Annotated in this window: 25 protein-coding genes; 8 read left to right on the plus strand and 17 right to left on the minus strand. The window is 46.3% G+C overall.

Annotated features, from left to right (window positions below; genetic code table 11):
* Positions 1–2: 2 nt before the first annotated feature.
* Both B4V02_RS17485 and B4V02_RS17490 read right to left on the minus strand, forming a co-directional pair.
* Entirely contained in the window at positions 3–1,256 is a 1,254-nt protein-coding gene (locus tag B4V02_RS17485) for an aminotransferase-like domain-containing protein (protein WP_094155762.1), read from the minus strand.
* A 49-nt stretch (positions 1,257–1,305) separates the two neighbouring features.
* Entirely contained in the window at positions 1,306–1,962 is a 657-nt protein-coding gene (locus B4V02_RS17490; RefSeq protein WP_007429590.1) for a response regulator transcription factor, read from the minus strand.
* A gap of 275 nt (positions 1,963–2,237) precedes the next feature.
* Here B4V02_RS17490 and B4V02_RS17495 point away from each other — a divergent pair, with 275 nt between their 5' ends.
* Positions 2,238–2,645: a hypothetical protein gene (locus B4V02_RS17495; protein WP_094155763.1), complete on the plus strand. Its 408-nt coding sequence runs from the start codon at positions 2,238–2,240 to the stop codon at positions 2,643–2,645.
* Positions 2,642–3,709, plus strand: coding sequence for a phosphodiester glycosidase family protein (locus B4V02_RS17500; protein ID WP_094155764.1), 1,068 nt, complete (start codon positions 2,642–2,644; stop codon positions 3,707–3,709). Before B4V02_RS17495 ends, B4V02_RS17500 begins: the two co-directional genes overlap by 4 nt.
* A 74-nt stretch (positions 3,710–3,783) precedes the next feature.
* Here the strand turns inward: B4V02_RS17500 and B4V02_RS17505 are convergent, their stop codons facing one another.
* The 12 genes from B4V02_RS17505 to B4V02_RS17560 all read right to left on the minus strand — a co-directional run bounded on the left by B4V02_RS17505 (position 3,784) and on the right by B4V02_RS17560 (position 16,379).
* Positions 3,784–4,032, minus strand: coding sequence for an AbrB/MazE/SpoVT family DNA-binding domain-containing protein (locus tag B4V02_RS17505; protein ID WP_007429587.1), 249 nt, complete (start codon positions 4,030–4,032; stop codon positions 3,784–3,786).
* Between the two features lie 366 nt (positions 4,033–4,398).
* Positions 4,399–4,863, minus strand: coding sequence for a tRNA (uridine(34)/cytosine(34)/5-carboxymethylaminomethyluridine(34)-2'-O)-methyltransferase TrmL (gene trmL, locus B4V02_RS17510; protein WP_007429586.1), 465 nt, complete (start codon positions 4,861–4,863; stop codon positions 4,399–4,401).
* Positions 4,864–4,999: 136 nt separating this feature from the next.
* Complete coding sequence (gene serC, locus B4V02_RS17515; RefSeq protein ID WP_007429585.1) at positions 5,000–6,091, minus strand: 3-phosphoserine/phosphohydroxythreonine transaminase; 1,092 nt, start codon at positions 6,089–6,091, stop codon at positions 5,000–5,002.
* A gap of 266 nt (positions 6,092–6,357) precedes the next feature.
* Positions 6,358–7,782: a type I glutamate--ammonia ligase gene (gene glnA / locus B4V02_RS17520; RefSeq protein ID WP_007429584.1), complete on the minus strand. Its 1,425-nt coding sequence runs from the start codon at positions 7,780–7,782 to the stop codon at positions 6,358–6,360.
* Positions 7,783–8,052: 270 nt separating this feature from the next.
* The gene (aroF, locus tag B4V02_RS17525) at positions 8,053–9,090 is read right to left on the minus strand and encodes a 3-deoxy-7-phosphoheptulonate synthase (RefSeq protein WP_094155765.1); all 1,038 of its coding nucleotides are present in this window, start codon (positions 9,088–9,090) and stop codon (positions 8,053–8,055) included.
* A gap of 220 nt (positions 9,091–9,310) precedes the next feature.
* Entirely contained in the window at positions 9,311–10,267 is a 957-nt protein-coding gene (locus B4V02_RS17530) for a 4-hydroxy-3-methylbut-2-enyl diphosphate reductase (RefSeq protein ID WP_094155766.1), read from the minus strand.
* Positions 10,268–10,378: 111 nt separating this feature from the next.
* On the minus strand, positions 10,379–11,857 hold the full coding sequence (locus B4V02_RS17535; protein ID WP_094155767.1) for a sensor histidine kinase: 1,479 nt from the start codon (positions 11,855–11,857) through the stop codon (positions 10,379–10,381).
* Between the two features lies 1 nt (position 11,858).
* On the minus strand, positions 11,859–12,548 hold the full coding sequence (locus B4V02_RS17540) for a response regulator transcription factor (RefSeq protein ID WP_007429580.1): 690 nt from the start codon (positions 12,546–12,548) through the stop codon (positions 11,859–11,861).
* A gap of 147 nt (positions 12,549–12,695) precedes the next feature.
* Positions 12,696–14,282 carry a S1C family serine protease gene (locus tag B4V02_RS17545; protein ID WP_094155768.1) on the minus strand — a complete coding sequence of 529 codons (1,587 nt, stop codon included), beginning with the start codon at positions 14,280–14,282 and terminating at the stop codon, positions 12,696–12,698.
* A gap of 184 nt (positions 14,283–14,466) precedes the next feature.
* The gene (locus tag B4V02_RS17550) at positions 14,467–14,775 is read right to left on the minus strand and encodes a hypothetical protein (protein ID WP_007429578.1); all 309 of its coding nucleotides are present in this window, start codon (positions 14,773–14,775) and stop codon (positions 14,467–14,469) included.
* Positions 14,776–14,859: 84 nt separating this feature from the next.
* The gene (locus tag B4V02_RS17555) at positions 14,860–15,435 is read right to left on the minus strand and encodes a 3D domain-containing protein (protein WP_094155769.1); all 576 of its coding nucleotides are present in this window, start codon (positions 15,433–15,435) and stop codon (positions 14,860–14,862) included.
* Positions 15,436–15,497: 62 nt separating this feature from the next.
* Entirely contained in the window at positions 15,498–16,379 is an 882-nt protein-coding gene (locus B4V02_RS17560) for a putative sporulation protein YtxC (RefSeq protein WP_094155770.1), read from the minus strand.
* Positions 16,380–16,582: 203 nt separating this feature from the next.
* Between B4V02_RS17560 and B4V02_RS17565 the strand changes: the two genes are divergently transcribed.
* From B4V02_RS17565 to B4V02_RS17590, 6 genes are all read left to right on the plus strand, one after another.
* On the plus strand, positions 16,583–16,978 hold the full coding sequence (locus tag B4V02_RS17565) for a hypothetical protein (RefSeq protein ID WP_094155771.1): 396 nt from the start codon (positions 16,583–16,585) through the stop codon (positions 16,976–16,978).
* Between the two features lie 210 nt (positions 16,979–17,188).
* A complete protein-coding gene (locus B4V02_RS17570) occupies positions 17,189–17,683 on the plus strand; it encodes a cation:proton antiporter regulatory subunit (RefSeq protein ID WP_094155772.1) in 495 nt (164 codons plus the stop codon).
* Positions 17,684–17,687: 4 nt separating this feature from the next.
* Positions 17,688–18,914, plus strand: a complete 1,227-nt coding sequence (locus B4V02_RS17575) for a cation:proton antiporter (protein ID WP_094155773.1) — start codon at positions 17,688–17,690, stop codon at positions 18,912–18,914.
* A gap of 85 nt (positions 18,915–18,999) precedes the next feature.
* On the plus strand, positions 19,000–19,857 hold the full coding sequence (locus tag B4V02_RS17580; protein WP_094157028.1) for a YitT family protein: 858 nt from the start codon (positions 19,000–19,002) through the stop codon (positions 19,855–19,857).
* A gap of 197 nt (positions 19,858–20,054) precedes the next feature.
* Positions 20,055–21,613, plus strand: a protein-coding gene (locus B4V02_RS17585) for an IS3 family transposase (protein WP_094155774.1) whose coding sequence is annotated in 2 segments (ribosomal slippage) — positions 20,055–20,709 and positions 20,709–21,613 — 1,560 coding nt in all. Because the reading frame shifts where the segments join, the coding sequence is not laid out codon by codon here.
* Between the two features lie 84 nt (positions 21,614–21,697).
* Entirely contained in the window at positions 21,698–21,910 is a 213-nt protein-coding gene (locus tag B4V02_RS17590; RefSeq protein WP_094155775.1) for a helix-turn-helix domain-containing protein, read from the plus strand.
* Between the two features lie 109 nt (positions 21,911–22,019).
* Here B4V02_RS17590 and mqnC read toward each other — a convergent pair whose 3' ends face one another.
* The 3 genes from mqnC to B4V02_RS17605 all read right to left on the minus strand — a co-directional run bounded on the left by mqnC (position 22,020) and on the right by B4V02_RS17605 (position 25,911).
* The gene (mqnC, locus tag B4V02_RS17595) at positions 22,020–23,153 is read right to left on the minus strand and encodes a cyclic dehypoxanthinyl futalosine synthase (RefSeq protein ID WP_094155776.1); all 1,134 of its coding nucleotides are present in this window, start codon (positions 23,151–23,153) and stop codon (positions 22,020–22,022) included.
* 398 nt (positions 23,154–23,551) lie between these two features.
* Positions 23,552–24,730 (minus strand): aminotransferase class I/II-fold pyridoxal phosphate-dependent enzyme, encoded by a 1,179-nt coding sequence (locus B4V02_RS17600; RefSeq protein ID WP_007429570.1) that lies wholly within the window; start codon positions 24,728–24,730, stop codon positions 23,552–23,554.
* Positions 24,727–25,911, minus strand: a complete 1,185-nt coding sequence (locus B4V02_RS17605; protein ID WP_094155777.1) for a PLP-dependent transferase — start codon at positions 25,909–25,911, stop codon at positions 24,727–24,729. The genes B4V02_RS17600 and B4V02_RS17605 overlap by 4 nt, the downstream gene beginning before the upstream one ends.
* Positions 25,912–25,963: the final 52 nt, after the last annotated feature.

The following is a 25,963-nucleotide window of genomic DNA, read 5'->3' on the forward strand; positions in this document are numbered from 1 at the left end:
TGCTAGCTTCGGGCGGTAAACTCACTGATCGTCTCACCGATCAGATTCATGCCCATAAGCAGCTGCTCGCGGCCCGGATGGCTAAAATTAAGGCGAATATGGGACGCACCCTCACTGCCAACCGCACACAGCGCCCCTGGCATAAAGGCTACGCCTTTGGGCAATGCCGCTTTTAATAGCAATGCACTGTCCAGCCCATCGGGCAGCCGCACCCATACATACATGCCGCCTGATGGAATGTGATACGTCACGTCCTTCCAAAACGGACGCTTAAGCAGCTCCAAAATGAGCTGAAGCCGTGTTGAATATTCTTTGTTCAGCATCGCCAAGTGCTCGTGCCATTGGAAACGCGAACGGGTCAACAGTTGGAACAGCAACCGCTGGTTCATCGTACTGGACTGCATATCGGCCAGTTGCTTCAAGGCATACATTCCTTCAATCAGCGGGGCGGGACCAGCCGCCCAGCCGGTACGCAGTCCGGGAGCGATCGTTTTATTAAATGAACCAATATATAGCACTTGACCGCCCTGACCCGCATGATCCAGTGCAAACAGCGAAGGATACGCCTCTGCAAATTTCCGACTCTGTCCATGCGGACTCTTGTCAGGGGACTCGTTTTTTTGCTTAAAATGCAATTCACCGTAAGAATCGTCCTCTACAACCAGCACCTGATGGTGCCTGCATAAATCTAAAATTTCCTGCCGTCTTGCTGCGCTCCATAAGGAACCGGTCGGGTTCGCAAACGTCGGCGTGGCAAAAAAAAGCTTGGGACGATAGCGAATCATTAAAGCTTCAAGCTTATCAGGGATTACACCTTCCTCATCTGATTCAACAGGCACAACCTGCGCCCCCTGCATAGATAGCACCTGCAAACATCCGGGGGAGGTCGGATTTTCGACCAACACCGGATCACGCTCATCCACCATCAGCCTTACGATCAGGTCAATGGCCTGCTGACTGCCTGTTGTGAGAAGAATTTGCCCCGGGGGCAGCCTGACTCCTTTTCGCTGCTCCCACTCTCCCGCAAGCCATGCCCGCAAAGGAAAATAGCCCTCCGGTTCACCATACTGGAGGGCGTCAGGGCCGGAACCAAACACATCATGGGCTGCTTCTTCCAGCAGCTTCACCGGAAACAGTTCTTGTGCAGGCAATTCTTCAGCCAGAGATATAAAGGAGTGTCTTCTCGCATTTTCCCGGATATGACGCACTGGAGAAGCCAACATTGCAGCCGTTCGTGAAGCAAAGGAATATTGCATGAACATCCTCCTTCTCCTGAAAATAGGTCACTGCCTCCGGGCTGACGCGTCAGGCATATAGCTGCTTCATCTGACGTGCATATAAGGCATAACGCTCAATGGCCTGCGCCCGGCTGGACACGCCTAATTTTGCATAAATTTTACGCAGATAATTATCAATGGAGCGCCGGCTCACTTCGATCTCGATGGCAATTTTATCATATGTAATGCCTTGTACAATACGTTCCATAATGAAAACTTCGGTTTGTGTCAATTCATCAAAAGGCTCAGAAGCCACTAACGGCAAAAACGGCCAGTTCCCACAGCGAATCCAGTCCATCGGTAAAGAAGCAAATCCTTCGCGTAAACCGTTGATCAGATGAATCAGCTGGTTTGGTGACGCCTGTTTGGACAGCATTCCATTCGCCCCCAGCGAAATCAATTGCTGAAACAACGTAATATTATCCTCATCCGTCATAATAACAATATGGCTGTCCGGAGACAAGGCCCGCATTTGGGTCAAAAACGGTTCAGCAGTTCCCTCGGGCAACCTGTAATCCATTAAAATAATTTCCGGCTGGATGGAACAAGCCAGTTCCAGGCCTTCCGTTCCGGAGGAGGACATCCCTCTAACAAGTAAATCTTGCTGATCTTCCAAAATAAGCTTTGTTCCCAGCATACTTGTAGGATGGATATCTATAATGACCACCTGCCATACTTTTCTCATGTCTTAACCTCCTCTGTTTACAAGAAAATACATAGTTCGCTAAAATGGATCTAAAATTAGAGATTGCATATGTAGGAATTGCGCGAATGTGAACGTATAGGAAGCGAGAACGGTTTAAGGAAATTGTATCCTAGGACTTCCTTCCGATGCAATCTCTTTTTCCAAATATTTTTTATACTCCTATTTCGCTTTTGCGAAATAAATAGGCCCATGATAGAATTGGAACTGCAAAATAAAGACTGGAAATTTGACTTTACACGGGAGTTGAAAATCACATGCAAGCATCACCTGAACGCCCTCTTGCCGAAGCTCGGCGGAGCCATTCAAGAAAGGGGTTGCCCGTAAAGGCATTTCTGCTATTTTGGTTTATACTTATTATTCTAGGTGCTCTCGCAACCTATCTGTATAGCAATCACTTGAAGCAGCAAATGCTAAACGAGATGCAAGCCCATACAGACCAACAGATTCAAGTACTTAAATCCGACTATGAAAAGCAGCTAACCACACTTTCCAAGGAAGTTAGCGACTTGCAGGGCAAAGTGCAGTCCTTCAATGAATTGCTGACCTTTACGAAGGACAATGCCAATAACAAAACCGATAACAGCAACAAGCTTTATACCCAATTAAACGAAGTCAAGCAGCAGCTTAATATACTTCAGAAAAAAATGGACTTGCTAAAATGAACATAGATGCAAAACAAGTGAATCGGTTCTTTATGTTAGCCCTTGCTCCTTTTATCGGTTTATTGGGGTGTATTTTGTTAGTGCATCCCCCTTTGAGCTTTCCCGGGTCCACTGCTCCGGGCCTGCAAAAAGCCGAAACTATTGTACAAACGCAATCCGTAAGCAAGCAGCTTGATGAAGCCAAACAAACGGCAACGTACACTTTGTCCACGATTCGCCGGACATCCGAGCTGTATAAGCAAACAACCCAAACGATGAATCAGCTTGTCCAAACAGCCTCTACTCAGTCCAAGCGTCCCGCGATCATCTATGATCGACGCATCACCGCCAAGCTGGGGGTTCCCTATGAGCATGTAGACAGCAACCGGATTACCATTGAATTATTCAAGGTGAACCCGGGGGTTTATCACGGCTATGCCATGAAGGTTAAACTGAAAGATCCTACCGCTATGAAAATGTCTCTGGGGAGCGACAAATTGGGCGGCTCTGAAACAACTATGCGTGCTGTCTTGAGACACGGAGCTGTCGCCGGCATCAATGCAGGCGGCTTTGCGGATGGAGACGGCAAACGCTATCCATTAAGTACTACCGTCTTGAACGGCCACTACCTTACCGGCTTTCAATCCAGTTACAAGGATTTGTCATTCGTCGGACTGAGCAGCAATGGCAAGCTTATCGGGGGCAAATTTTACAGTCAAGGCGCGCTGGATAGCTTAAAACCTGCCTTTGGGGCTACCTTTGTTCCCGTTCTGCTCCAAAAGGGACAGAAGATGCCTATCCCTGAGAAGTGGAAAATCTCGCCCCTGCGGGCCCCACGGACGGTCATCGGCAACTATAAAGACGACCAACTGCTCATTATCGTCGTAGACGGCTACAATGAAAGCGGGGGTTCAGGTGCAACGCTCGAAGAACTACAAGGGAAGATGTACAATCTGGGTGTTCAGGATGCTTATAATTTGGACGGAGGCGGCTCCTCGTCGCTCATATTGAACGGTCGAATCGTTAACAAGCCGTCAGATGGTCAACTTCGTCCGGTCCCTACTCATTTTTTATTCTATAAATAATAAAATATGCTTGTCGAAGTATGGCTCAATTAAAAAAAAGCATCACGAACGAATGTCGTGATGCTTTTGCCTCATTAGGAGGAGTACTGTGTCATTTCTGTCAGACATTGAGCACAAATATAACGGTCTTTAAAATCGTTTACTTGATCTATTGAACCGCAAAATACACATTTCGGACGATAACGTTCCAAAATAATATGGTCACCCTGAACCAAAATTTCGACAGGATCTCCCTCATTCATTTGATATCTTTTGCGCAGTGACTTAGGCAAGACTATTCTCCCCAATTGATCAACTTTACGCACTACACCAGCGGGTTTCATCGTGATCGTACACCTCTCCTATTCAGTAATAACTTACAGTTTGCTTTCCCTGCGAAAAACTAGGTACAAAGACACTATTCTTTATGTAGTATTCGCTGTCTTTTTGTCGAATCCTGCTGATCACAGGAAATTTTATTACATTTTTTCATAAAATCATGAACCCTATCAAAGTATGGGACAGAATGTCTATAATATTCTTATCGACCGGTAAGTCAATTATCATTAGCTCTAATAAGAGAATTTTGCAAATTTCGACAATATCACCTTTATTCAAGCCCCGCAGTCAGGTTCATCTAGGCAAATATTGCGCAACTTTCATTAGCAACTAAGGTCCTGGTTCTTTATTCACAGTTTACGTGACTTTATTCACGATAAACCTGGAAAATCCATTTGTCTCAACGCTTCATAAACGATAATCGCAGCGGAATTCGACAAGTTTAGAGATCTTACTTTATCTGACATAGGCATCTTAATGCATGTTTCCGGATTCGCTGCTAGCAGCTCAGGAGGCAACCCCTTCGTTTCTTTACCAAATACGAGAAAGTCTCCATCCCGGAATGAAATATCGCTATAGCGCTGGTTTGCTTTTGTCGTCGCATAAAAAAAACGGCCTTCCTGATACTTCTCCTGTACCTCAGCAAAAGACTCGTGGTATTCAATGTGGACAGCATACCAATAATCAAGCCCGGCCCGTTTTAACGTGGCATCGTCGGTACGGAAGCCCAGTGGCTTCACCAGATGCAGATGCGTCCCGGTTGCAGCACACGTTCTGGCAATATTCCCTGTGTTAGCCGGGATTTCCGGCTCAACTAGCACAATATGTAATGGCATTATGTTTCGTTCCCTTCATCTTTTTATCATCTATCCCCCACACTGCTAAAAGCCTTCCCCTATACACGTTCAGGGAAGGCTTTACTTTTACTTTTTCGATTTCAAATCGCGTGTATCGAAATATATATCCGTAAAATCAACGGTTACGTTGCTTGAAGCTATCCATAAACTCCGCCAATGCTTGACAGTTCTCCAATGGAACAGCATTGTAGATCGAAGCGCGAAGCCCTCCTACGCTGCGATGTCCCTTCAATCCGATAAACCCGGCCTGCTCGGATTCCTTAATAAATTGCTTTTCCAGATCCTCATTAGCGAGACGGAAGGTTACATTCATAATGGAGCGATCTCTGCTGTCTACACAGCCACGATAGAAGCCTTCGCTGCTGTCAATACGGTCGTAGAGCAATGCAGCCTTCTGTTGGTTTACACGCTCAATGCCTTCCAGGCCACCTTCCTCCTGAATCCATTTCAGCACTTCATTCACCATATAGATGGCGAAGGATGGCGGTGTATTGTAGAGAGAGTTATTTTTTTCATACGTGCTGTAACGCAGCATCGTAGGTATGTTGGACGGCGAGGAGGCCAACAGCTCTTCACGGGCAACGACGACCGTTACACCGGAAGGTCCCAGATTTTTTTGCGCGCCTGCGTAGATCAATCCAAATTGAGTAACATCAAACGGCTTGCAAAAAATATCACTGGACATGTCGACAATCAACGGTACGGAACCCGTATCTGGAAATTGCTTGAACTGTGTACCTTCAATCGTCTCATTGGACGTCATATGTACATAAGCAGTATGCTCAGGCAAGTCCAAAGATTCCACATTTGGAAGACGCATGTACTTCTCATCAGCAGAGGATGCGGCAATATGAGCCTTACCCAGCAGCTTGGCCTCTTTGTATGCCTTGTCGGACCAGCTACCTGTCATTACATAGCTTCCGACCTGTCCTTCGCTCAGGAAATTCAAAGGCAGCATTGCAAATTGCGTACTGGCGCCCCCTTGCAGGAACAACACCTTATAACCCTTAGGATTGCCCAGCAGAGATAACAAACGTTCCTGTGCCTCATTATGAACAGATTCATACACGGCTCCGCGATGAGACATTTCCATGATGGACATTCCTGTCCCCTGAAAATCCACGAATTCAGCTTGTACACGTTCCAGTACCTTTAGCGGCAATGCCGCTGGTCCTGCATTAAAATTATAGGCTCTCTTACTCAACAATTTCCCATCCCTTCTCTACTCTGGTGTGGATATTATCGCTATGATAGCAGTATTCATAAATGCGTTCAAGACTTGTACAAAAATGTTTTTGAATTCATTTATGATGTGACAAAGGTGTGAATGTTATCATATTTGACATCTCCACTTTGTGATATTCATTTTAATGTTAAAAGGTCCCCGGCTATGAGACCGGAGACCTATCTTGAACAATAACTTTGATCCGTAGGCTAATGTTTGTTCTTCAAGGCAGCTACGCTGCCGATTTATTAGCAGTCGAAATACAGGCTGTATTCGTGCGGATGAACACGGATGTTCACCGATTTAGCTTCAGAACGTTTGAACTCTACATAGTTGTCGATAAATTCCTTTGTGAATACGCCGCCTTCAGTCAAGAATTCGTAGTCAGCTTCCAGAGCGTCAAGAGCCTCATCCAATGAAGCTGGTACGCTGCGGATTTTACCTTTCTCAGCGTCAGACAGCTCATAGATATTCGTGTCAAGCGGACCATAGCCCAATTCGATTGGGTTCAGTTTGCGCTTGATGCCATCCAATCCAGCCATCAGCATAGCCGAGAAAGCCAGATAAGGGTTAGCTGTGGAGTCCGGTGTACGGAACTCGATCCGACAGCCTTTTGGCGTAACAGCAGCTACTGGAATACGTACAGCCGCAGAACGGTTACCTTTGGAGAATACCAGGTTAACCGGCGCTTCGTAGCCTGGAACAAGACGCTTGAACGAGTTGGTGCTTGGGTTTGTCAAAGCGATCAGCGCAGGTGCATGGTACAGAATACCGCCAATGTAATGAAGAGCCATTTCGCTCAGGTTAGCATAAGCACCTTTTTCGTAGAACAAAGGAGTGTCCCCATCGAAAATGGATTGGTGAACGTGCATACCGCTTCCGTTGTCTCCGAAGAGTGGTTTCGGCATGAATGTTGCCACTTTACCATATTGACGAGCTGTGTTGTGTACAATGTATTTATAAACGAGCAGGTTATCTGCTGTTTTCTTCAGTGTATCAAAACGGAAGTTAATTTCCGCTTGGCCTGCTGTAGCTACCTCATGGTGATGGCGCTCAATTCTCAGACCTGCTTCTTCAAGCAGACGGCACATTTCACTACGAATGTCTTGTTGGGTGTCTACTGGCGCTACAGGTACATATCCGCCCTTCACTCCCACTTTAAAGCCCAGGTTGCCGCCTTCTTCCTTACGGTTTGTGTTCCAAGCTGCTTCCTCGGAGTCTACGAAGAAGGAAGAACTGTTCATGCCGCTTTCGTAGCGAACATCATCAAAGATGAAAAACTCGGACTCAGGTGCAAAAAATGCTGCTGTGCCCACTCCTGCCGATTGCAAAAATTCCTCTGCCTTTTTGGCAATACCTCGAGGATCGCGGTCGTATTTTTCGCCATCTGGCGTAGCAATGTCACACAGAATATTCAGTGTAGGATGCTGAGTGAAAGGGTCGATAAAAACCGCTTCTGGATCGGGCAGCATAACCATGTCGGATTCCTCGATGCCACGATAGCCAGGAATGGAAGAACCGTCGAAAGCAACACCGTTAACAAATGTTTCTGCATCTACTTCGGAAGCTGGCAATGAAATATGGTGAGCACGACCAGACAAATCTACAAAACGAAAATCTACCCACTCAATATTATTTTCCTGAATTGTTTTCAATACGTTTTCAACGGACATGTCTTCTTCCTCCCAATTTTTCCGAACATTAAGTCTTATACAACCCTGAAATGTTCATGATCGAATGTTTTTGCTGTCGTCATTATAAATCTCAAACATGACACGGGTCAATAGCTATGTAAGGTATTTTTTAAACTAATGTTAGATATTCTCACGCCCTTGATAACATTTGAAAAGCACAAAAAGCCCGAAACATCGGGCTTTTAAGTGATTTTAATCTTGTTACTGCAATGCGGCAAAACTTTTATGCAATGATGTTAACTATTCGAATTAGGAAATGGTACTAGGTGCATGGAATGTTTTCCCTACTGCAGGAGCAAGCAATTCCAAATCTTTCAGCAAATCTGCAAATTGATCAGGGAACAGGGATTGTACGCCGTCGCCCGTCATCGAGTTGTCAGGGTCTGTATGCATCTCAATAATCAGTCCGTCAGCACCGGCAGCTACTGAAGCCTTCGTCATAGGAACAACCAGCTCACGCCGTCCCGTGCCATGGCTTGGATCAGCAATAACCGGCAAATGGCTCAACTGTTGCAAAACAGGGATCGCAGACAAATCAAGCGTATTTCTGGTGTAGGTTTCGAATGTGCGAATACCGCGCTCACACAGCATAACATTCGGATTTCCGCCTGCCAAAATGTACTCGGCAGCATTCAGAAACTCGTCATAAGTCGAGCTGAAACCGCGTTTAAGCAACACTGGCTTGCCACAGGTTCCCAGCTTGCGCAGCAGATCGAAGTTCTGCATATTGCGTGTACCCACTTGCAGAATATCCGCATATTCCGCACAGATGTCCACGTATTCCGGTGTCATGACCTCTGTGATAGTCAGAAGATCGTGTTTTTTGCCCGCTTCGGCCATCATGATCAAGCCTTCTACCCCAGTTCCCTGGAAGCTGTAAGGCCCCGTACGCGGCTTAAAAGCACCTCCACGAAGGACTTGTGCACCCGCAGCTTTAACCAACGCGGCAATCTCGTCAATCTGCGTAGCAGACTCCACGGCACACGGCCCACCCATAATCACAAGCTCGCCCCCGCCGATATTTACGCCATTAATGGATATAACCGTATTTTCGGGATGAAAATCACGGCTAGCCAATTTGTAGGACTTCGATATTTTGACTACATTTTCTACACCCTTCATTTGACGCAGGTGTTCAGCCAGCTTGGGCTCTACGCTGCCGATCAATCCGATAATCGTGCGATCCGATCCGCGTGAAACATGGGCCTGCAAGCCTTCCTTCTCAATAACTTCAACAATGGCATGGATATGTTCTTCAGGTGTTTGAACACCAGCGATAACGATCATATTTTTCTTCCCCTCTATAAAACATATTTTATGGATTACTTTGACATTATGACACTTAAACGCTTGTTCGCTTTTAAGCTTTTATTCGTTAAAGTAAATATACCTGTTTTGTCTTTACTCGTCAAGACTTAATTATTACTCGAGATTATCTTTATGATAACAATAAAAAAGCCGCTATCCGGGTGTTTCTCCTCGAATAGCGACTAAGGTCAATCCTAAGTTATTTCGTTGTTTTTGACTTTTCCCGTACAGGAGGCAGCAGTTTTTTCATATCAACGGTCCGCTGAATCTCCCACGTTGCCGGGATATCTGGATCATACTGCTCCAGATACGTAATAACTTCTTTCGTAATCAGCGTCGGAGTGGAAGCTCCGGATGTGACCGCTACCTTCGCAACGCCCTCGAGCCACTCCCTTTTCAGCTCTGTTACATCGGCAATTCGATAAGCTGTAGTGCCGGCAATCTCCTCAGACACTTGGGCAAGTCTGTTGGAGTTATTGCTGCGCGGATCACCGACAACGATCACCAGGTCCGCCTGTCCAGCCTGCTCGGCTACCGCCTCCTGACGCACTTGGGTTGCCAGACAGATTTCATTGTGTATCTCGGCACCCGGGAATTTCTCCAGCAGCTTCTTCATAATGTGCTTGATGTCCCATTGACTCATGGTCGTCTGATTTGTAATGAGGATTTTGCCCTCAGACAGTGCAAGCGTGTCGATTTCCTCTTCCTTTTCAATCAGATGGACATGATCCGGTGCAATTCCGATAGCTCCCTCCGGTTCAGGGTGCCCCTTTTTGCCGATATAAATAATCTGGTATCCTTCTGACGACTTCTCCCGAATCAGATCATGGGTCTTCGTCACATCCGGACAGGTAGCGTCAACCGTAGTCAATCCCTTGTCTCTTGCCAGCTTGCGGACCTCAGGGGATACGCCGTGGGCGGTAAAAATAACGGTTCCCTTCTCCACCTGGCTTAAGATCTCCATACGGTTCGGGCCGTCCAGTGTAATAATCCCTTCATCTTCAAAGGAATTGGTGACATGGCTGTTATGCACAATCATGCCTAGTATATAAATAGGCCGAGGTAAGTCCAGATTTCTAGCAGCCTGACGAGCCAATACCATGGCATCGACTACGCCGTAACAGTAACCCCGGGGTGAAATCCTGAGTACTTCCAAAAATAGCACCCGCTTTCTTCGACACGGTATGCCGCTCCAATAACGGGACAGCTGTGGGCATCCAAGCCTCTACCGGCCAATTCTATGATGTCGTTGCCTTCCTATTATAGCCTATTCCAAAGGCGCGGAAAAGCTGACCGGAAGCCAGATGATGAATGTCGTCCCTTCTCCTTGACGTGTAACCACTTCCACTGACCCGTGATGCTCATCGATGATCCATTTGGCAATAGACAGTCCCAGACCGATTCCCTCCGTCACGCCGCGTGACTCGTCCGCCCGATAAAAGCGATCAAAAATAAAGGGAACCTGACTCTTGTCCATCCCGATGCCTGTGTCACTGATCCGCAGACCCACCTGCCCCTGATAAACAATGGCATCAAATCGGACGATGCCTTCAGGAGTATACTTGAACGCATTATCAATAAAAATAAATAGCATCTGCTGCAAATAATCCTTGCTGCCTTCCATATAAATGCCATTCAGCAGCGAAAAGTCACCCACATTCCATTCGGCTGTTCGCTCCAGAAATTGAGCACGACGGGCAACCTCGTTTACAAGCGGTTCCAGCGCGACTGGAGTCTTATCGAATGTTTTCCCCGTATCCGCTCTCGCAAGTGACAGCATATCGCCCACCAAACGACTCATCCGCTGGCCTTCATCAGCCATGTCATTCAGCGCCTCGATAGACAGCTCGCGAATCATCGCTTCATCCATATTCGGTCGCTCTCCCGGTTCAGTGGTCCACATTTTGACCAAAAAGTCAACATTGCCACGAATCGTCGTAAGCGGTGTACGCAGCTCATGGGAAGCATCGGCCACAAAACGGCGCTGTGCACCGTATGCATCCTCCAGCTCCTTATAAAATGCCTCTGTACGTTCCAGCATATTGTTAACCGTCCCGATCAGCTGCCCAATTTCATCTGCCGGCCCGTCATATTCGATACGGACACTCAAATCATTACTGGATTGAATCTGATTTGCCCCCTCAATCACCTTGACCAGCGGCTTCATGGACTTGCGAGCCAAAAAGAGACCTGAGGTTGCGGCAGCGAGTAGAGCAAATAACGAGCCGTATACAAGCACATTTTGCAGCCTGTTCATGAGCCGATCCTGTGAGCCCGTAAATTGCCCTATCTGGAGAAAGCCAACTACCAACCCCAATTCATCAGATTTGATCGGCTGCTGATAAATCATAAAGGAATCCCCTTCCACACTCACACGCCGAATCCCCTCATTTTGGACTGCTCCTACCGCTGTAGATGGTACCGGGAAGGTAATATTAAGGTCTTTCATATTTTGAGTCGTTTTGGTTACCCCGGATGTGTAATTATAAATTTGTACATATAGCTGAGAGTCATCAATTCCACGTCCCTGCACTAAGCCCAAATCCAGATTGGGGACTTCAAACAATCCCCCTTTGATAGTAAGCAGCAGCTGCTTATTAATCCGTGGCGCCTGAGTCATAAGCTGACTTTTCACTTCATTGTATGTGTAATAATAAACCAGTCCGTAAATAGCCAGACCAAAAATGACAAGCACTATCGCCAAGATGCTCGAATACCAAGCTGTCAGCCGCCACCGAATAGACATATTACACATCACCTCTTAAAATATAACCGGCTCCCCGTATGGTGCGAATGAGTCGTTTGCCGCCATCCTGTTCCGTTTTTTGGCGCAGCATGGCAATATACACCTCCAGCACATTCGATTCCCCGCTATAGTCATAGCCCCAAATTTTGTCCATAATCAAATCGCGTGACAGCACACGCTTCGGATTTTGCATAAATAGATGGAGCAGCTCAAATTCTTTTGCTGTCAGCTCCAAACGATTGCCGCCACGAAACACTTCACGTGATTCGTTATCCAGTTGCAGGTCCTCGAAGGTAAGCCGGTTTCCGTTATTGTCCTGCTGTTCGGTTTTACGCCGCAAAAGCGCCCGCACACGTGCCAGCAGTTCTTCCAGTGCAAACGGCTTGACGAGATAATCGTCGGCCCCCAAATCCAAGCCCTTAACCCGGTTCTCCACCTCGTCCTTGGCTGTAAGCATCAGGACGGGCACCGTGCTTCCGCCCTCACGCATGCGACGGCATACCTCAAAACCATCCACCTGCGGCATCATGACATCCAGCACGACAACATCAGGCTCAGCTGTCAGCATTTTATTCAATCCTTCTGCTCCGTTGGCAGCAGTCAGCACTTCATAGCCCTCGAAAGCCAAACCTCTGCGCAGCATGGACACAATTTTCTCATCATCATCAATTATCAGAACGGTAGAACGCATGCATGATCGAACTCCTTTATTATCTTCTTTTCACTCTATTGTAGCAGGAGTAGACGCATGTAGCACCTTGCCGCCGCATACAGCAAGAAACGGAAGGGCTCTTCCTTCCGTTTCTTGTTCCATGCTCATTTGTATAGAGTTACTAGCTTATTGTTGAAGCGTCGAGCTAAAATCATTTTTGTTGCCTATTTTCAGTTGAATGTCCTTTTTCTGTCCGGCCCGTTCGATGTTAAGCGTCAGTGCTGTACCTACCTTTTGTGTTTGAATAAACTGGATCAGCTCTTGTGATGTGCTATAAGGCTTGCCATTGGCTCCGATAATCACATCGTAAGGACGCAGATCTGCCTGATAAGCAGGCGATTTGTAAACAATATCTCGTACAACCGAGCCTTCAGTCTGGGATGTACCCAGTTCCTTGGCTACTTCAGGGCTCAAATTTAACAGACTTGCACCAATGAAAGGCACAGGTTCTTTCGGAATCGGCTGATTATTTTTCAGCTTATCGACAACTTCCAAAATTGTATTGGACGGAATCGCAAAACCAATTCCCTGTGCGTCTGCACTCACAGCTACGTTCATACCAATAACCTGGCCTCGCAAGTTCAATAGCGGTCCACCAGAGTTACCTGGATTAATGGACGCATCCGTCTGTATGAGATGCTTGTATTGCGTCGGATTTCCAGTTGATTCACTATTAATCGTGATCGTACGTTCTTTTGCACTCAACACTCCGGCTGTGACCGAATGTTCAAAGCCTTCAGGGTTACCGATGGCTACCATCCACTCGCCGACTTTAGCGTTATCGGAATTCCCAAGCGTTACCGTTGGGAAGTTATTTTTACCGTCTATTTTAAGTACCGCCAAATCAAGGTCTGCATTTTTACCTAGCACCTTAGCCTCATACGGTTTATTGGTTCCTTCTACAGTAACCTGAACGACGCTTGCACCTTCAACAACATGGTTGTTGGTCAGAACATAGCCCGATTTATCAAAAATAAACCCGGAACCGATACCAAGCGGGGTCAGTTGTCCGCTGTTGCTGCTGTCGTTCCTATTACTGCTGTTTCCATCGCTATTACCATTGCTGTCTCCATACTGATTTCCAAAGAAGTATTGGTACAGCGGGTCATTAAAATAAGGGCTGCTTTGTCTGCCACTTGACTGCTTGGCAAGCGTTTCGATTTTGACGACCGCAGGTCCCGCCTTTTCAACAACGGATTGAACATCAGCAGTACCTGAAGGCATCACAGCCGGAACTGCACTTGGCGCAGAACCCGTCGATCCTGAATTTGTCGTTTCGCCGCTTTCCGCTGCCGCCGAAGTTAGCGCCGTCTCCGGTGTAAACATATTGGTTCGATCAGCTGTATACATCAAAACCGTAATAACCAGCATTCCGGCCAAAAAAGACAGGAAAATCGTTTTGATTTGTGACTTGGGCTTATTCGGCTTGAATTGCCAGTTGCCACCATTCCGACCTGAACCGTCCTGTTGCTCAGGCACAGCTCGATGGTAGGAGGGAGGAAAAGGTCTTACTGCCTGCGGTGGCGTAATCTCTACGTCCTTCTCCATCAACTGCTCTTCTTTGCGTTGTCCGTCCGATTGAACTGAAGAAAAAGGGCCATAGGAATAATAATATGAGGAACCGCTTGATTCATTTTGTCGAATTGTTCTATCAGCATCAACCTGATCGTTGTCGTTCCGGCGTCCGGAATTATTATTTTTGAATTCGTCCATTATATATCTCCTCCCAAACCCTATGCTTCAAGGTGGTGTTGTTTAACTGACTTTATTTTGCACTTTAAACCTTAATTCCACCTTAAAAAAAATTAAAAAGCAGATAAATCCTTAGACCTATATGTACTTCCCCATACGAAATGCCCCGGAGAATTCCGAGGCATTGTCGATTGTATATGCTTTTTTATTTCGTGTTAAAGTTTTCATCGAACTTTTGGTTCGGTGTTTGAGCATTGCTTTGAATTTTGTTGCGACTGGCGTTTTGTACTTTTTGCGCTACTGCACTTGTACCTGCCACATCTGTTGCAAATTCTTCACTATACTTCTCATTTGGTGTCTGGTAGTTGTCTTGAATTTTATTTTGTTCAGACTTTTTCACCTTTTGAGAAACGACACCTACCGAATTGTCTTGTGCAAATTCTGCTTTAAACTGATTGCCTGCGCTTGCTTTGGCGCCTTGGTTCATGTTCGAGCTTCCGCCTTGATTTGGCATAAATCTCAACCTCCCAGTATGTTTTATGGGATAAGCTTATCCCGCAACATAGTATGTGAAGTCAGAAAGGACAATATTCAAGGATTAAATGGAAGCATCCAGTGTTGAGCTCGGAATGGATTTATGCGTTTCGATCGCCTTTTGGAGCGATTGTATCATCTTTTCCGTACATTTTCCGTTCCCTTTTTTTATAATTTGGACATTTACGTCTTTCTTACCCCATTCGGAATACACCTGCCGGGTTGTTTTAAAATACAAGTCAATCTTGTTGCCCTTAATTGCTGATCCTGTATCTGCTACAATGCCATAGCCGTAACCTGGAATATACAAAATGCTGCCCAAGGGAAACGTCTTGGGATCAGCCGCAATCGTGGACAGTGTGTTTTTGTCACGACGTACTTTTACACCGGAATACGTAATACCGTAACCGGGATGATTTGGCCGTTTGCCAGTGGACTCATAGCCTGCTGTATATCCTGTTGCCGTGACCGTCATGGTCGTAATGACCTGGTTTTCGGGTGGGGCCAAAACAGGTGTTGATTGCCATTTCTTATGCTGGACCGGTTCTTTGTGACCGTATACTTCATTACCCGACATCATCACACAGCCTGCAATGAGAACGGTGCCCAAAATCCGTTTCCATACCAACATGGATCTCATAAAAAACCTCCCCTTGAGGCAAAGGCTTTCCAGAAATCCGTTGGATTATACAAAACATTTTATTATTTTTGAACATCCTGACCTGGGTAGAGTCTGCTCAGCTTTACCTTATCTTCAAAAATATGCAGCAGCGTTCGCACAATGGGGGTGTGCTCATCGTGTGTATGCAATATAATGGAAGCAGGGGAGATCGAAATAAGGGTGCTCACAATTCGATCCTCGACCTCCATTTCCAGCTCAATTCCCGGCATCTCCACTATGATGTCATCCGCGTCGGGAGTCGCTATAGGGACCATGGCGCTATCGAGAATGGTAAAATCATGCCCGCCTTGATGAAGCACATGCACGAGCGGAACTTTACTTTCCTGAAAAAATACAAAGTATTTGAGCAGCCCCATAAATTCTTCATACTGCCGATCTGCCCAGAATTCCTCCATGGCATAATCGACGATTTCTTCAAGCTCTTTTTTATACGCATGCAGTCTGAATTGAATAAGCCCTTCCAAGTTCATTACACGAAGCTCCTTGAAATCCTTTTCCAGGAGAGCGGTCAGTTTACCATGGCGCTTTAAACGTCCTCTTGGTCCATCATCATTTACCAGGGAGCGAATCATGCTGCGAATTTGGGTCGTGTCCTCTTTCTCCAGCAGCGAACAGGCTTTGGTGAGAATTTGATCAAGCAGCTCCCACTCCTTAACCTGGATAATATAATCCGCTATCGCTGAAGACATGATGCTGTATACACAGGGAAGAAAGCTTTCAAACTCCGAATTGCTCTCCGTGCCCTTGCAGGTCCATGCCACTTTGTTTTCCAGCTGTCTGAAAATGAATCGAAATCCGCGCCGTGACATATGTAGTCCCTTGGTTCTACTTTTGACCACCTCGTAGAAACGATCGGCTTCCTGTTCTCCATCTGTATTGGTCCACACTGTAAACAGTTCCATTGGCTCACTCCTTTCGATCACTGCTTTCAGTATATGGCGGCCTCTGTAGGGTTATACGAAGTGAACGACTGGAAACGGGAAGTCATATTTATAAGGAAATAATCGGTTTCATCAAGAGCAAAACCGAAAGACGTTTGAATATTTAAGGTGGGGTATGTTAAGGTTATAGTAATATGAATTTTTCACAAGAGGGAGGGGATAAGATGCCAACGATGCTGAACATACTGCGTACATGTATGGTCGTCATATTGAGCCTCGTTCAGATTTTGTCCCTTCCTGTGACATTTCATGCAGAAGATACCACTCAATCCCTGCAGTTTACTGCGGTCTCTTCTTTGATGCCTTATGCTGAGGCCTCCTCATTGGAAACGGATTCCCATGGGCTGGAGCATCACTCCAAACCAGCTATTCGTAAGTCCTCCCCATTGCTTCATCTGGTGGTTGCTGCGGCCAAATCACTCCCTTTTGTCATTTTGATCGCGCTTGTGCTACTTCTGAGCATCCCCAAGCTTCGTCTGCCTTTCATCCCTGTCATTTGCAAGCTGAAAAAGCAGTTGTGCTTGTTTCCCATCAAATTCACCTCCAGTTATGTGGCTTAACCTCTCCTTTTTGCATGCATACCACACATTTGTATGTCTATTTGTTGATCTTTCCCAATGAGTTCTAATAAGAAAAATTTATTTAGGGTTTTCTATTAAATTTTAATAAATTTATACAATTAATTCATATTCCATATTACACTCAAAGTATGTGATTTATTTCCCATATCATTTATTTCAAATAAACGTATCGTACAGGAGGCTTTACAAATGGATATTCGAGAGTCTATTTTGCCAGGAATCGGGATTAAGTATCGAATAGATGCTGAAAGCGGCGACCGAATTGTCATTATTATTCATGATGACGGCAGGCGTGAGTTGTACCATTTTGATTACGAGGATCTGGAACAAAGCATTTCCATGACCACCCTGAATGATCAGGAAGCGCGACAGGTGGCCTCCATCATCGGTGGCATGACGTATAAACCCAAACAGCTTGAAAGCGTAGAAATGACATTTGACGATTTTATTATCGAATGGTACAAAGTGGAGCCCCACTATGCAAGTGTTGGCAAATCAATCGGTAATCTGGATATAAGGCAAAATTCGGGCGCTACCATCATTGCTATTATGGAGAAAAAAGGGAAGAAGTTTGTAAATCCTGGCCCTGAAGTGGTTATTAATGAGGATGCCACTGTGGTCGTTGTCGGGGAACGTGATCAGCAAAAGCGGTTTAAACAAATTCTTTTGAACGGAAGCGGGTGATTGGATGGATCATCTGGTATTTGAGGTTGGGTTGGCAATTGCTCTAATCGCTGCAGCCGGGCTTATTTCCTCCAGGCTGCGCTTCTCGGTCATCCCTTTTTATATCCTGATTGGAATGGCCGTTGGACCGCACGCGATGGAGCTATGGCATTTTGATTTCCGGTTTATCGAAAGCGCCCCGTTCATTGATTTTATGGGCAGAATCGGAGTACTGTTTCTACTCTTCTACTTGGGTCTGGAGTTTTCAGTAGGCCGCCTGATCAAATCAGGCCGCTCCATAGCTTTGGGCGGTACCATTTATATCGGCATCAATTTCACACTGGGGCTGGCTCTTGGCTTCCTAAGCGGTTTCCCCGTTGCGGAGACGCTGGTCATCGCCGGGATAACGACAATATCATCCAGTGCCATTGCTGCCAAGGTGCTGGTGGATCTCAAGCGGACCGCCAATGCCGAAACCGAAATGATTTTGGGCATTATTATGTTTGAGGATGTTTTCCTCGCCGTATACATTTCCATCCTCTCCGGACTGGTGCTCAGCGATTCATCCTCGCTCGGGGGTGTGCTGCTTTCGGCGCTGATTGCGCTTGGTTTTATGCTCGCAGTCATTATCATCGGTCGAAAGGCCGTTCCTCTGTTAAATCGGATTCTGCGAATTCGCTCCAATGAGGTATTCGGGCTTGTTGTTTTTGGCTCCCTGTTTCTGGTGGCCGGTTTTTCGGAAACGATTCATGTGGCGGAAGCCATCGGAGCCCTGCTGGTCGGCCTGGTACTGGCTGAGACAGAGCATGCCAAACGGATTGAGCATTTAATTGTGCCCTTCCGCGATTTCTTCGGCGCCCTGTTCTTCTTCAGCTTTGGACTTTCCATTGATCCGTTATCCCTCGGAGGAAACGCAATATGGCTGGCACTGGCGGCGGTCATTCTTACGCTGTTCGGTAATATTTGGGCCGGGATGCTGGCTGGACGCACGGCCTCCTTATCCCCAAAAGTATCCGCCAATATTGGTTTGACCATAGTCGCGCGCGGTGAATTTTCGATTATTATGGCCAATTTGGGTAAAGAAGGCGGTTTGCTTGATATTGTTCAGCCCTTTGCAGCCATTTATGTTCTCATACTGGCGATTCTTGGTCCGTTGCTGACCAAGCAATCCAAACCTATTTTTAATATGCTGAACAAAATATTCAAATTCAAAGACCCTCGCCTTCGAAAGGAAGAGAGTAAGACGATATAACTGTAGAAGCTGGATACGACAATCCATGAGGAGGGAAGGCTATGCAGCACATTGAAAAGCATGCCGAAGCTCTATGAAGCGGCTTGTGAAGTCCGCTTCAGGAGATGCGAGCAGGTTCCCTGTCTTTTATACGGTGATTGGCGGGATTACAGCATCCGTCGGTCTGGAATTGTTTTTACATCCACATGATATGATCGCTGGAGGCGTCACAGGCATCTCCAGACTTGTGTCGCTTTATACACAGGAGCATTTTGGGTTGCTGCTATTCGTTTTGAATTTGCCCTTGATGCTGCTGTATTCACTGTCTACCCACAAGCCCATGCTGCTTCGGGCGCTCCCCGGCTTGTTCGCCTTTTCAGGCTCAGCCATTATTCTGTCGCCCTTCCCGGCAGTGAGCGGCCATCCGGTTGTATGTGCTTTGGGAGGCGGAATCTGTATCGGGCTTGGCGCAGGGCTAGCGGCCCGTCACGGTGGTCTGCTCGATTCGCTAGGGCTAAACGAATCTGACGATGGCCGCCCATCGGCTCTATTTCTAACACAACGGAAAATTCCGCTGATACAAATTGTGATGCTTTGTAATGGTTTACTGCTCATGACGGCTGGCTTCGTGCTAGGCTGGGAACCAGCTCTGTACTCGGCCTTGTCCTGCCTCGCCGCCTACGAAACGACTCGGCTGATGTTTACTGGTCTGACCCGCATGGTTTGTGTCATCAGCAACAACCAGCAGACTGTCGAGGATGCCCTGTACCGCAGGCTTCGTATACAACGTATGTCTGTGGGAAGTCCTGTTCAGAACTTGAATGAGATTAAGAAAGATCTGGTCGATGAAAAAACTGAAAAGACTATTGTCTATCATGTTCATCTTTTGGATTTGCAGCGCTTCAAGGCGATCATTCAAATGACAGACCCGCAGGCTGAGATGTATACACTAAAAAAAGAGTAAGGATGTTGTAGCATCCTCACTCTCTAGCAACAGCCGCTTATAAAAGCGGTGGCTGTGTTAATAAAGGCACTGAAATAGACCGTTTACCTTTGGAGAGGGCGTCTATTCGTATTAAAAGACTAACCAGAATTTGATATGCTCCCCTTACGGTAGACAGGTGAAATAGTTAAAACCTGCTACTGAAAGGGGAGTTTTTTATGTCCAGACAATCATATACTACTGCTTCGGAAAAATTAGCTATCCTTGAAGAGATCGAACGAGGTGACATCGGTTTTAATGCAGCAAGCAGAAAATACGGCGTGAGTAAAGTGACTTTATGGAAATGGAAGCGTCGTTACAAAGTGTATGGTTATGAAGGTTTAGAAACTCGTACTTATAATAAAAGTTACAGTGCTGAACTGAAGCTTCAGGCGGTGCAGGATTACCTGAAGGGAGAATTGTCTCAGTACCAGATCATCGATAAATACAAGATAGCAAGTCGAACACAACTCTCCGACTGGATTAAGCAGTATAATCGTCATAGCAGCTTAAAAGCTTATACAGGAGGAGCGAAAGCAATGACGAAGGGGCGTTCTACAACCTGGCAGGAACGGATGGATATTGTTCAGTATTGCCTTACACATCAGCGTGATTACCGTAAGACGGCGGGGCAGTTTCAGGTCTCCTACTCGCAGGTATACCAATGGGTGAAGAAGTTTGAAAATGGTGGTCAGGATACGTTAAAGGATGGCCGGGGACGAAAGAAGGTGCCGGAAGAGTTAACAGAAGCGGACCTCCAGAAGCTCAATATGAAGAAGCTGCAATATGAAATAGAACGGCTTCGGGTGGAGAATGCATTTCTAAAAAAGTTACAGGAAGTCCAAAGGAGGCGAAGCTAAGCCAACATCGTCAAGTGAACGTCTACCTGGCCATTCAGGCACTTCGGGAAGAAGCAGCTGTCAGCATTCAGCTTCTTTGTGAAATTGCAGGAATCCCACGGTCAAGCTATTACAAATGGCTCCATCGCAAGCCCGGTTCTCATGAGCAGGAGAATGAGCAGCTTACGCATGTTATGATGTCTATTTATGAGAAAGTGGAGCGTACCTTTGGGTATCGTCAATTAACCCTGCATATGCGGGAGCAGACGAGAAAAACCATTAACCTCAAGCGCGTGTACCGTCTGATGAAGGTGAAAGGAATCCAGTCTGTCATCCGCAGGAAGAAAAAGAGATATGTACATTCCACTCCACAACAGGTAGCTGAGAACCTGTTAGACCGTAACTTCCATGCAGCCGCACCAAATGAGAAGTGGGTAACTGATGTGACTGAATTCAAGTATGGCAATGGTCAGAAAGCGTATTTAAGCGCGATTCTCGATCTTTATGATAAGTCCATTGTCTCCTATGTATTCGGGCACTCCAATAACAATCCGCTTGTGTTCCAGACGTTAAAACGGGCCTTGCAAGTGGCCCCAGGAAGCAAACCTATGCTTCATAGCGATCGTGGTTTCCAGTATACCTCGCTGGATTTCAAAACGATGCTCGATAAGTATAGAATGACCCAGAGCATGTCCCGGGTGGGACGGTGCATTGACAATGGTCCCATGGAATCTTTCTGGGGAACCTTAAAATGCGAAAAGTATTATTTGCATACATACCACACCTTTGAGGATCTCAAAAGGGATATCGAGGACTACATCCACTTTTATAATTACGAGCGTTTACAAGCGAAACTAAACGGCCTCAGTCCAATGAAATTCAGGAGCAAGGCCGCTTAACTCATTTTTATTTTTTGTACTGTCTACTTGACGGGGAGCAGTTCAAATTCTGGTTAGTCTTTTCTATATTCGGAGGATATTTATATGTTAAAGTTCAGAATTAAGTTAAAAGAAGTTCTAAAAGATCGTGGAATAACACAGAAGAAATTAGAGGAACTCTCGGGAGTTCCACAATCCAAAATATCTAATTTGTGCAACAATAAATTTCAAGAATTGAATATTAACAACATTGAAAAAATTGCCTATGCATTACATATCAAAGACATTTCTATATTAATGGGATTTGAAGAAGAATAAAATGTAATTATAAACACATCAAAAAAACGCTTATCTACGTTAATCCCTCTGCACGGATTAATGTTAAATAGGCGTTTTTAATGATTAAAAAATATGAACGGATCTATTCTTAATTTTGCATAATAAAATCATGTTCAATACTGCTGGCGCTGTCAAATGTACGAATGATATCATAACGGGTGTTACGCTGCGCCGGGATGTTACCAGTCTCGCGGATCAACTGTAAAATGGACTCGATGTTGACCTTATAGGTTGCGCCTGCGGCGGAAACGACGTTTTCCTCAATCATCGTGCTGCCAAAATCATCACAGCCATAGTAGAGAGATTTTTTGCCGATTTCCGGTCCCATGGTTACCCACGAAGACTGAATATGCTTGATGTTATCCAGTACAAGTCGACTGATCGCAACAGTTTTCAAATATTCCTCCGGCGTCTGGCGCTCCTTCTTCAGGTTCGTGTTGTCTGGCTGGAAGGTCCAGGGAATAAAGGCCAAAAATCCTTCAGAATTATATTTGTTTTCAATACATTCATCCTGAGCATCACGAACACGCAGTAAATGCAGCGCACGCTCCTCCATCAACTCGCCAAAGCCGATAACCATCGTAGCCGTCGTGTTCATACCAACCTTGTGAGCCGTTTGCATCACGTCCATCCAATCCCGCCAAGACCCTTTGAGACGGCTGATTTTGCGGCGAGTGCGGTCATCCAAAATTTCTCCGCCTCCACCGGGCAATGAATCCAGTCCGGCCTCATGAATGGCTTGAATGGTTTCTTCCATGGAAAGGCCGGATTTCTCTTTCATCTTATGAATTTCAGCCGGCGAGAAGGAGTGCATCGTAATATCGGGAAAACGCTCCTTGATGCCTTTCAGCAAATCTGTATAGTAACTGAACGGCAGATTCGGATTTACACCGCCTTGCATCAAAATTTCAGTGCCTCCAACATCCTGTGTTTCCTTGATCTTCTGAAAGATCACCTCATCCGGTAGAACGTAGCCTTCATCTGAACCCGGTCTGCGGTAAAATGCACAAAAACGGCAATATACGTCGCACACATTCGTATAGTTAATATTTCGTCCGATGACGAAGGTTTTAACGGGATTAGGATGCATGCGATTCATGACCTTATTTGCTGCATGACCGATTTTTTCTACCTCGTCTGATTCAAACAAAGCAACGGTATCCTCTAAATTCAGGCGTTCGCCGCGCAGGGCTTTATCTAAAATATGGTCGATTACACTCATGGTGTATCCTCCTTTGCTTTCACAGGGCGACGAAATGAAAGACAGGACTTATGAACGAGAATGCTTTCACAAACCTGCGTTCGAACCCTGCCGTAATGTATGTTCATGACTGGCCTTGTATGTTGTCTGTGCTATTTAGCATAGTAAAACCTATTGATAATACTAACATATCTTTAGGTAAGGAACCATACTTATTCCCGCTTCTTTCTGCTTTTCACCTTGAGAAATATGCAGCTCCCAGCTGATTTTCAACAGTAAGTATAGCCATTTTTCGCACTGTCCTTCATATCATTCTATAGAAAACAGCAAGCCTCCTGAAATACTGGAAACTTGCTGTTAGTACTGTACCTATTCGCTTCCTGCGTGAAAACGCCAAGATGCTCTGAGGTGCTGAAGCTCTAGCTTAACGCCTCGTTCAGATCGCTGATCAGGTCATCAATATCCTCCAGACCTACTGAAAAGCGAAGTAGTCCATCTGTAATTCCTCGCTCCAGGCGCACACTATGCGGCATAGCCGCGTGTGACATCATCGCCGGGTAAGACAGGATGCTTTCCACAGCTCCCAGACTCACCGCGACAATTGGAATACGCACGCGACTGAGAACTTCTTTTGCCCGCTCACCAGAACCTACATCAAACGATATCACTGCACCGTATCCGCTGGATTGGCTCTCGTGAACAGCACGCCCCGGATGATTCTCCAGCCCCGGATAGTACACAGCCTCAATATCGGCTCGGTCGTTCAGCCAGTTCGCAAGCTTTGCCGCACTCTTTTCACTATGTGCCATACGAGCTTCCAGTGTCTTCATGCCGCGCATGAGCAACCATGACTCTTGCGGGGCCAGCACAGTCCCCATCCCGTTTTGGAGCTGCTTGATTTGTCTCCCGAGCGATTCGGTACGTGCTACCGCAAGTCCTGCCAGCACATCGCTGTGTCCGCCGAGAAACTTGGTCGCACTGTGCAGGACAATATCAACACCCTGCTCAATCGGACGCTGATAATAAGGGGTCATAAACGTATTATCCAGCAGCGTCAAAAGTCCGTTGTCCTGTGCCCAGGAAGCTACTGCCGCTACATCGGTAATTTTGAGTGTAGGATTGGACGGGGTTTCCATATACACAGCCTTTGTATTTTCCTGCAAGGCCTCTTTTACGAGGTTGAGGTCCGTCATGTCAACAAAGGTCGTTTCAATATTCATCCGTTTCAGTATGGTAGTCAACAGTCGATAGGTTCCTCCATATACGTCTTCCGTAACAATGACATGATCTCCGGCGGACAGAAGCATAAATACAGTGGAAATGGCCGCCATGCCCGATGCAAAGGCAAAGCCTCTGGCCCCGCCTTCTAACAGAGCAATATAGTCCTCCAAAGCTTGTCGTGTCGGATTACCGGAACGGCTATAGTCATGCTGTGGAGGATTATAGATATCATGATGGTGAAAGGTAGAAGCCTGATAGATGGGGACACTCGACGCACCTGTTACACTGTCAATTTCAGAGCCAAAATGCAGCAGCTTGGTAGCGAATTTTCGCTCCTTATCCAGAGTTTGCTCGATTTTCTTTGCATCCTCAATCATTGTTGCTCCCCTCCTTCAACTTCCTGACGTGCCGCTTCCAGCGCCGAACGCAAATCTTCAATTAAATCGTCTGTATGCTCAATCCCTACGGAGAAACGCAGCAGCCTGTCATCTACCCCAACTGCATCCCGAATTTCTGCCGGTATATCGGCATGTGTCTGCACAGCAGGATAGGTCATCAGCGATTCTACCCCGCCCAGACTTTCGGCAAAAGCAATCAGCTTAATGTTACGAAGCAATGGCTCCACATAGCGAGCATCCTTTACTTTAAAGGAGAAAATACCTGTATTGCCGCTGGATTGTCTGTTTTGTATCTCCCGACCCGGATGACCTTCGAGCCCTGGATAAAATACTTCCGCCACTGCAGGGTGGGTCAATAAATAGTTAGCAAGTACCGTCGCATTATGCTCATGTCGATCCATACGCAGCGCCAGCGTTTTCATGCCCTTCATCAATTGATAGCTGTCGCCCGGGGAAAGCACAGCTCCTATAGAATTGTGAAGGAAGGAAATTTCGTCCGACAGCTCTTTGCCCTTGGTTACAATCAAGCCTGCCAGCACATCATTGTGTCCACCCAAATATTTGGTTGCGCTATGTACCACAATATCGGCACCCAGCTCCAAAGGACGCTGGAAATATGGTGTTAGCAGCGTATTATCTACAATGGTAAGCAACTGACGTTGTGATGCCCATTCAGCCACCGCTTGAATATCCGTAATCATCATCAACGGGTTCGTAGGCGTTTCTATGAATACAGCTTTGGTATTCGGTCGACATGACTGTTCAAGCGCTTCAAGGTCATTTGTATCCACATAACTTGCCGTCACGCCGAATTTAGATAAAATGCGCTCCAGCAAACGATATGTCCCGCCATAGAGGTCCAGCGATACAATGAGGTGATCTCCCTGTCCAAACAAAGCAAATACCGTTTGCAGCGCCGCCATGCCGGAACTGCATGCAAAGCCTGCATCACCAGATTCCAGTACAGCGGAAGCCTCTTCCAGTACCTTTCGCGTCGGATTAGTCGTCCGGATGTAATCAAATCCTGTGCTTTGGCCCAGACGGGGATGGCGGAACGCCGTAGCTTGATAAATCGGATAATTAATAGCCCCGGTTACTGGCTCCTCCACTGAACCGATCTGTGCCAATTTGCTTTCGATTTTCCACTGTTTCTCACTCATATGAATCCTCCCATTAACTTCCATATTAGATGATGTAACATATGCTGCAAAA

The organism is Paenibacillus kribbensis (genome assembly GCF_002240415.1).
In the GTDB taxonomy this organism is placed as follows: Bacteria; Bacillota; Bacilli; order Paenibacillales; family Paenibacillaceae; genus Paenibacillus; species Paenibacillus kribbensis.

Coding starts and splice junctions, on each gene's coding strand:
- B4V02_RS17485 (WP_094155762.1), bottom strand. CDS start 1,256: ATGCAATATTCCTTTGCTTCACGAACGGCTGCAATGTTGGCTTCTCCA.
- B4V02_RS17490 (WP_007429590.1), bottom strand. CDS start 1,962: ATGAGAAAAGTATGGCAGGTGGTCATTATAGATATCCATCCTACAAGT.
- B4V02_RS17495 (WP_094155763.1), top strand. CDS start 2,238: ATGCAAGCATCACCTGAACGCCCTCTTGCCGAAGCTCGGCGGAGCCAT.
- B4V02_RS17500 (WP_094155764.1), top strand. CDS start 2,642: ATGAACATAGATGCAAAACAAGTGAATCGGTTCTTTATGTTAGCCCTT.
- B4V02_RS17505 (WP_007429587.1), bottom strand. CDS start 4,032: ATGAAACCCGCTGGTGTAGTGCGTAAAGTTGATCAATTGGGGAGAATA.
- trmL (WP_007429586.1), bottom strand. CDS start 4,863: ATGCCATTACATATTGTGCTAGTTGAGCCGGAAATCCCGGCTAACACA.
- glnA (WP_007429584.1), bottom strand. CDS start 7,782: ATGTCCGTTGAAAACGTATTGAAAACAATTCAGGAAAATAATATTGAG.
- aroF (WP_094155765.1), bottom strand. CDS start 9,090: ATGATCGTTATCGCTGGTGTTCAAACACCTGAAGAACATATCCATGCC.
- B4V02_RS17535 (WP_094155767.1), bottom strand. CDS start 11,857: ATGTCTATTCGGTGGCGGCTGACAGCTTGGTATTCGAGCATCTTGGCG.
- B4V02_RS17540 (WP_007429580.1), bottom strand. CDS start 12,548: ATGCGTTCTACCGTTCTGATAATTGATGATGATGAGAAAATTGTGTCC.
- B4V02_RS17545 (WP_094155768.1), bottom strand. CDS start 14,282: ATGGACGAATTCAAAAATAATAATTCCGGACGCCGGAACGACAACGAT.
- B4V02_RS17550 (WP_007429578.1), bottom strand. CDS start 14,775: ATGCCAAATCAAGGCGGAAGCTCGAACATGAACCAAGGCGCCAAAGCA.
- B4V02_RS17555 (WP_094155769.1), bottom strand. CDS start 15,435: ATGAGATCCATGTTGGTATGGAAACGGATTTTGGGCACCGTTCTCATT.
- B4V02_RS17560 (WP_094155770.1), bottom strand. CDS start 16,379: ATGGAACTGTTTACAGTGTGGACCAATACAGATGGAGAACAGGAAGCC.
- B4V02_RS17565 (WP_094155771.1), top strand. CDS start 16,583: ATGCCAACGATGCTGAACATACTGCGTACATGTATGGTCGTCATATTG.
- B4V02_RS17570 (WP_094155772.1), top strand. CDS start 17,189: ATGGATATTCGAGAGTCTATTTTGCCAGGAATCGGGATTAAGTATCGA.
- B4V02_RS17575 (WP_094155773.1), top strand. CDS start 17,688: ATGGATCATCTGGTATTTGAGGTTGGGTTGGCAATTGCTCTAATCGCT.
- B4V02_RS17590 (WP_094155775.1), top strand. CDS start 21,698: ATGTTAAAGTTCAGAATTAAGTTAAAAGAAGTTCTAAAAGATCGTGGA.
- mqnC (WP_094155776.1), bottom strand. CDS start 23,153: ATGAGTGTAATCGACCATATTTTAGATAAAGCCCTGCGCGGCGAACGC.
- B4V02_RS17600 (WP_007429570.1), bottom strand. CDS start 24,730: ATGATTGAGGATGCAAAGAAAATCGAGCAAACTCTGGATAAGGAGCGA.
- B4V02_RS17605 (WP_094155777.1), bottom strand. CDS start 25,911: ATGAGTGAGAAACAGTGGAAAATCGAAAGCAAATTGGCACAGATCGGT.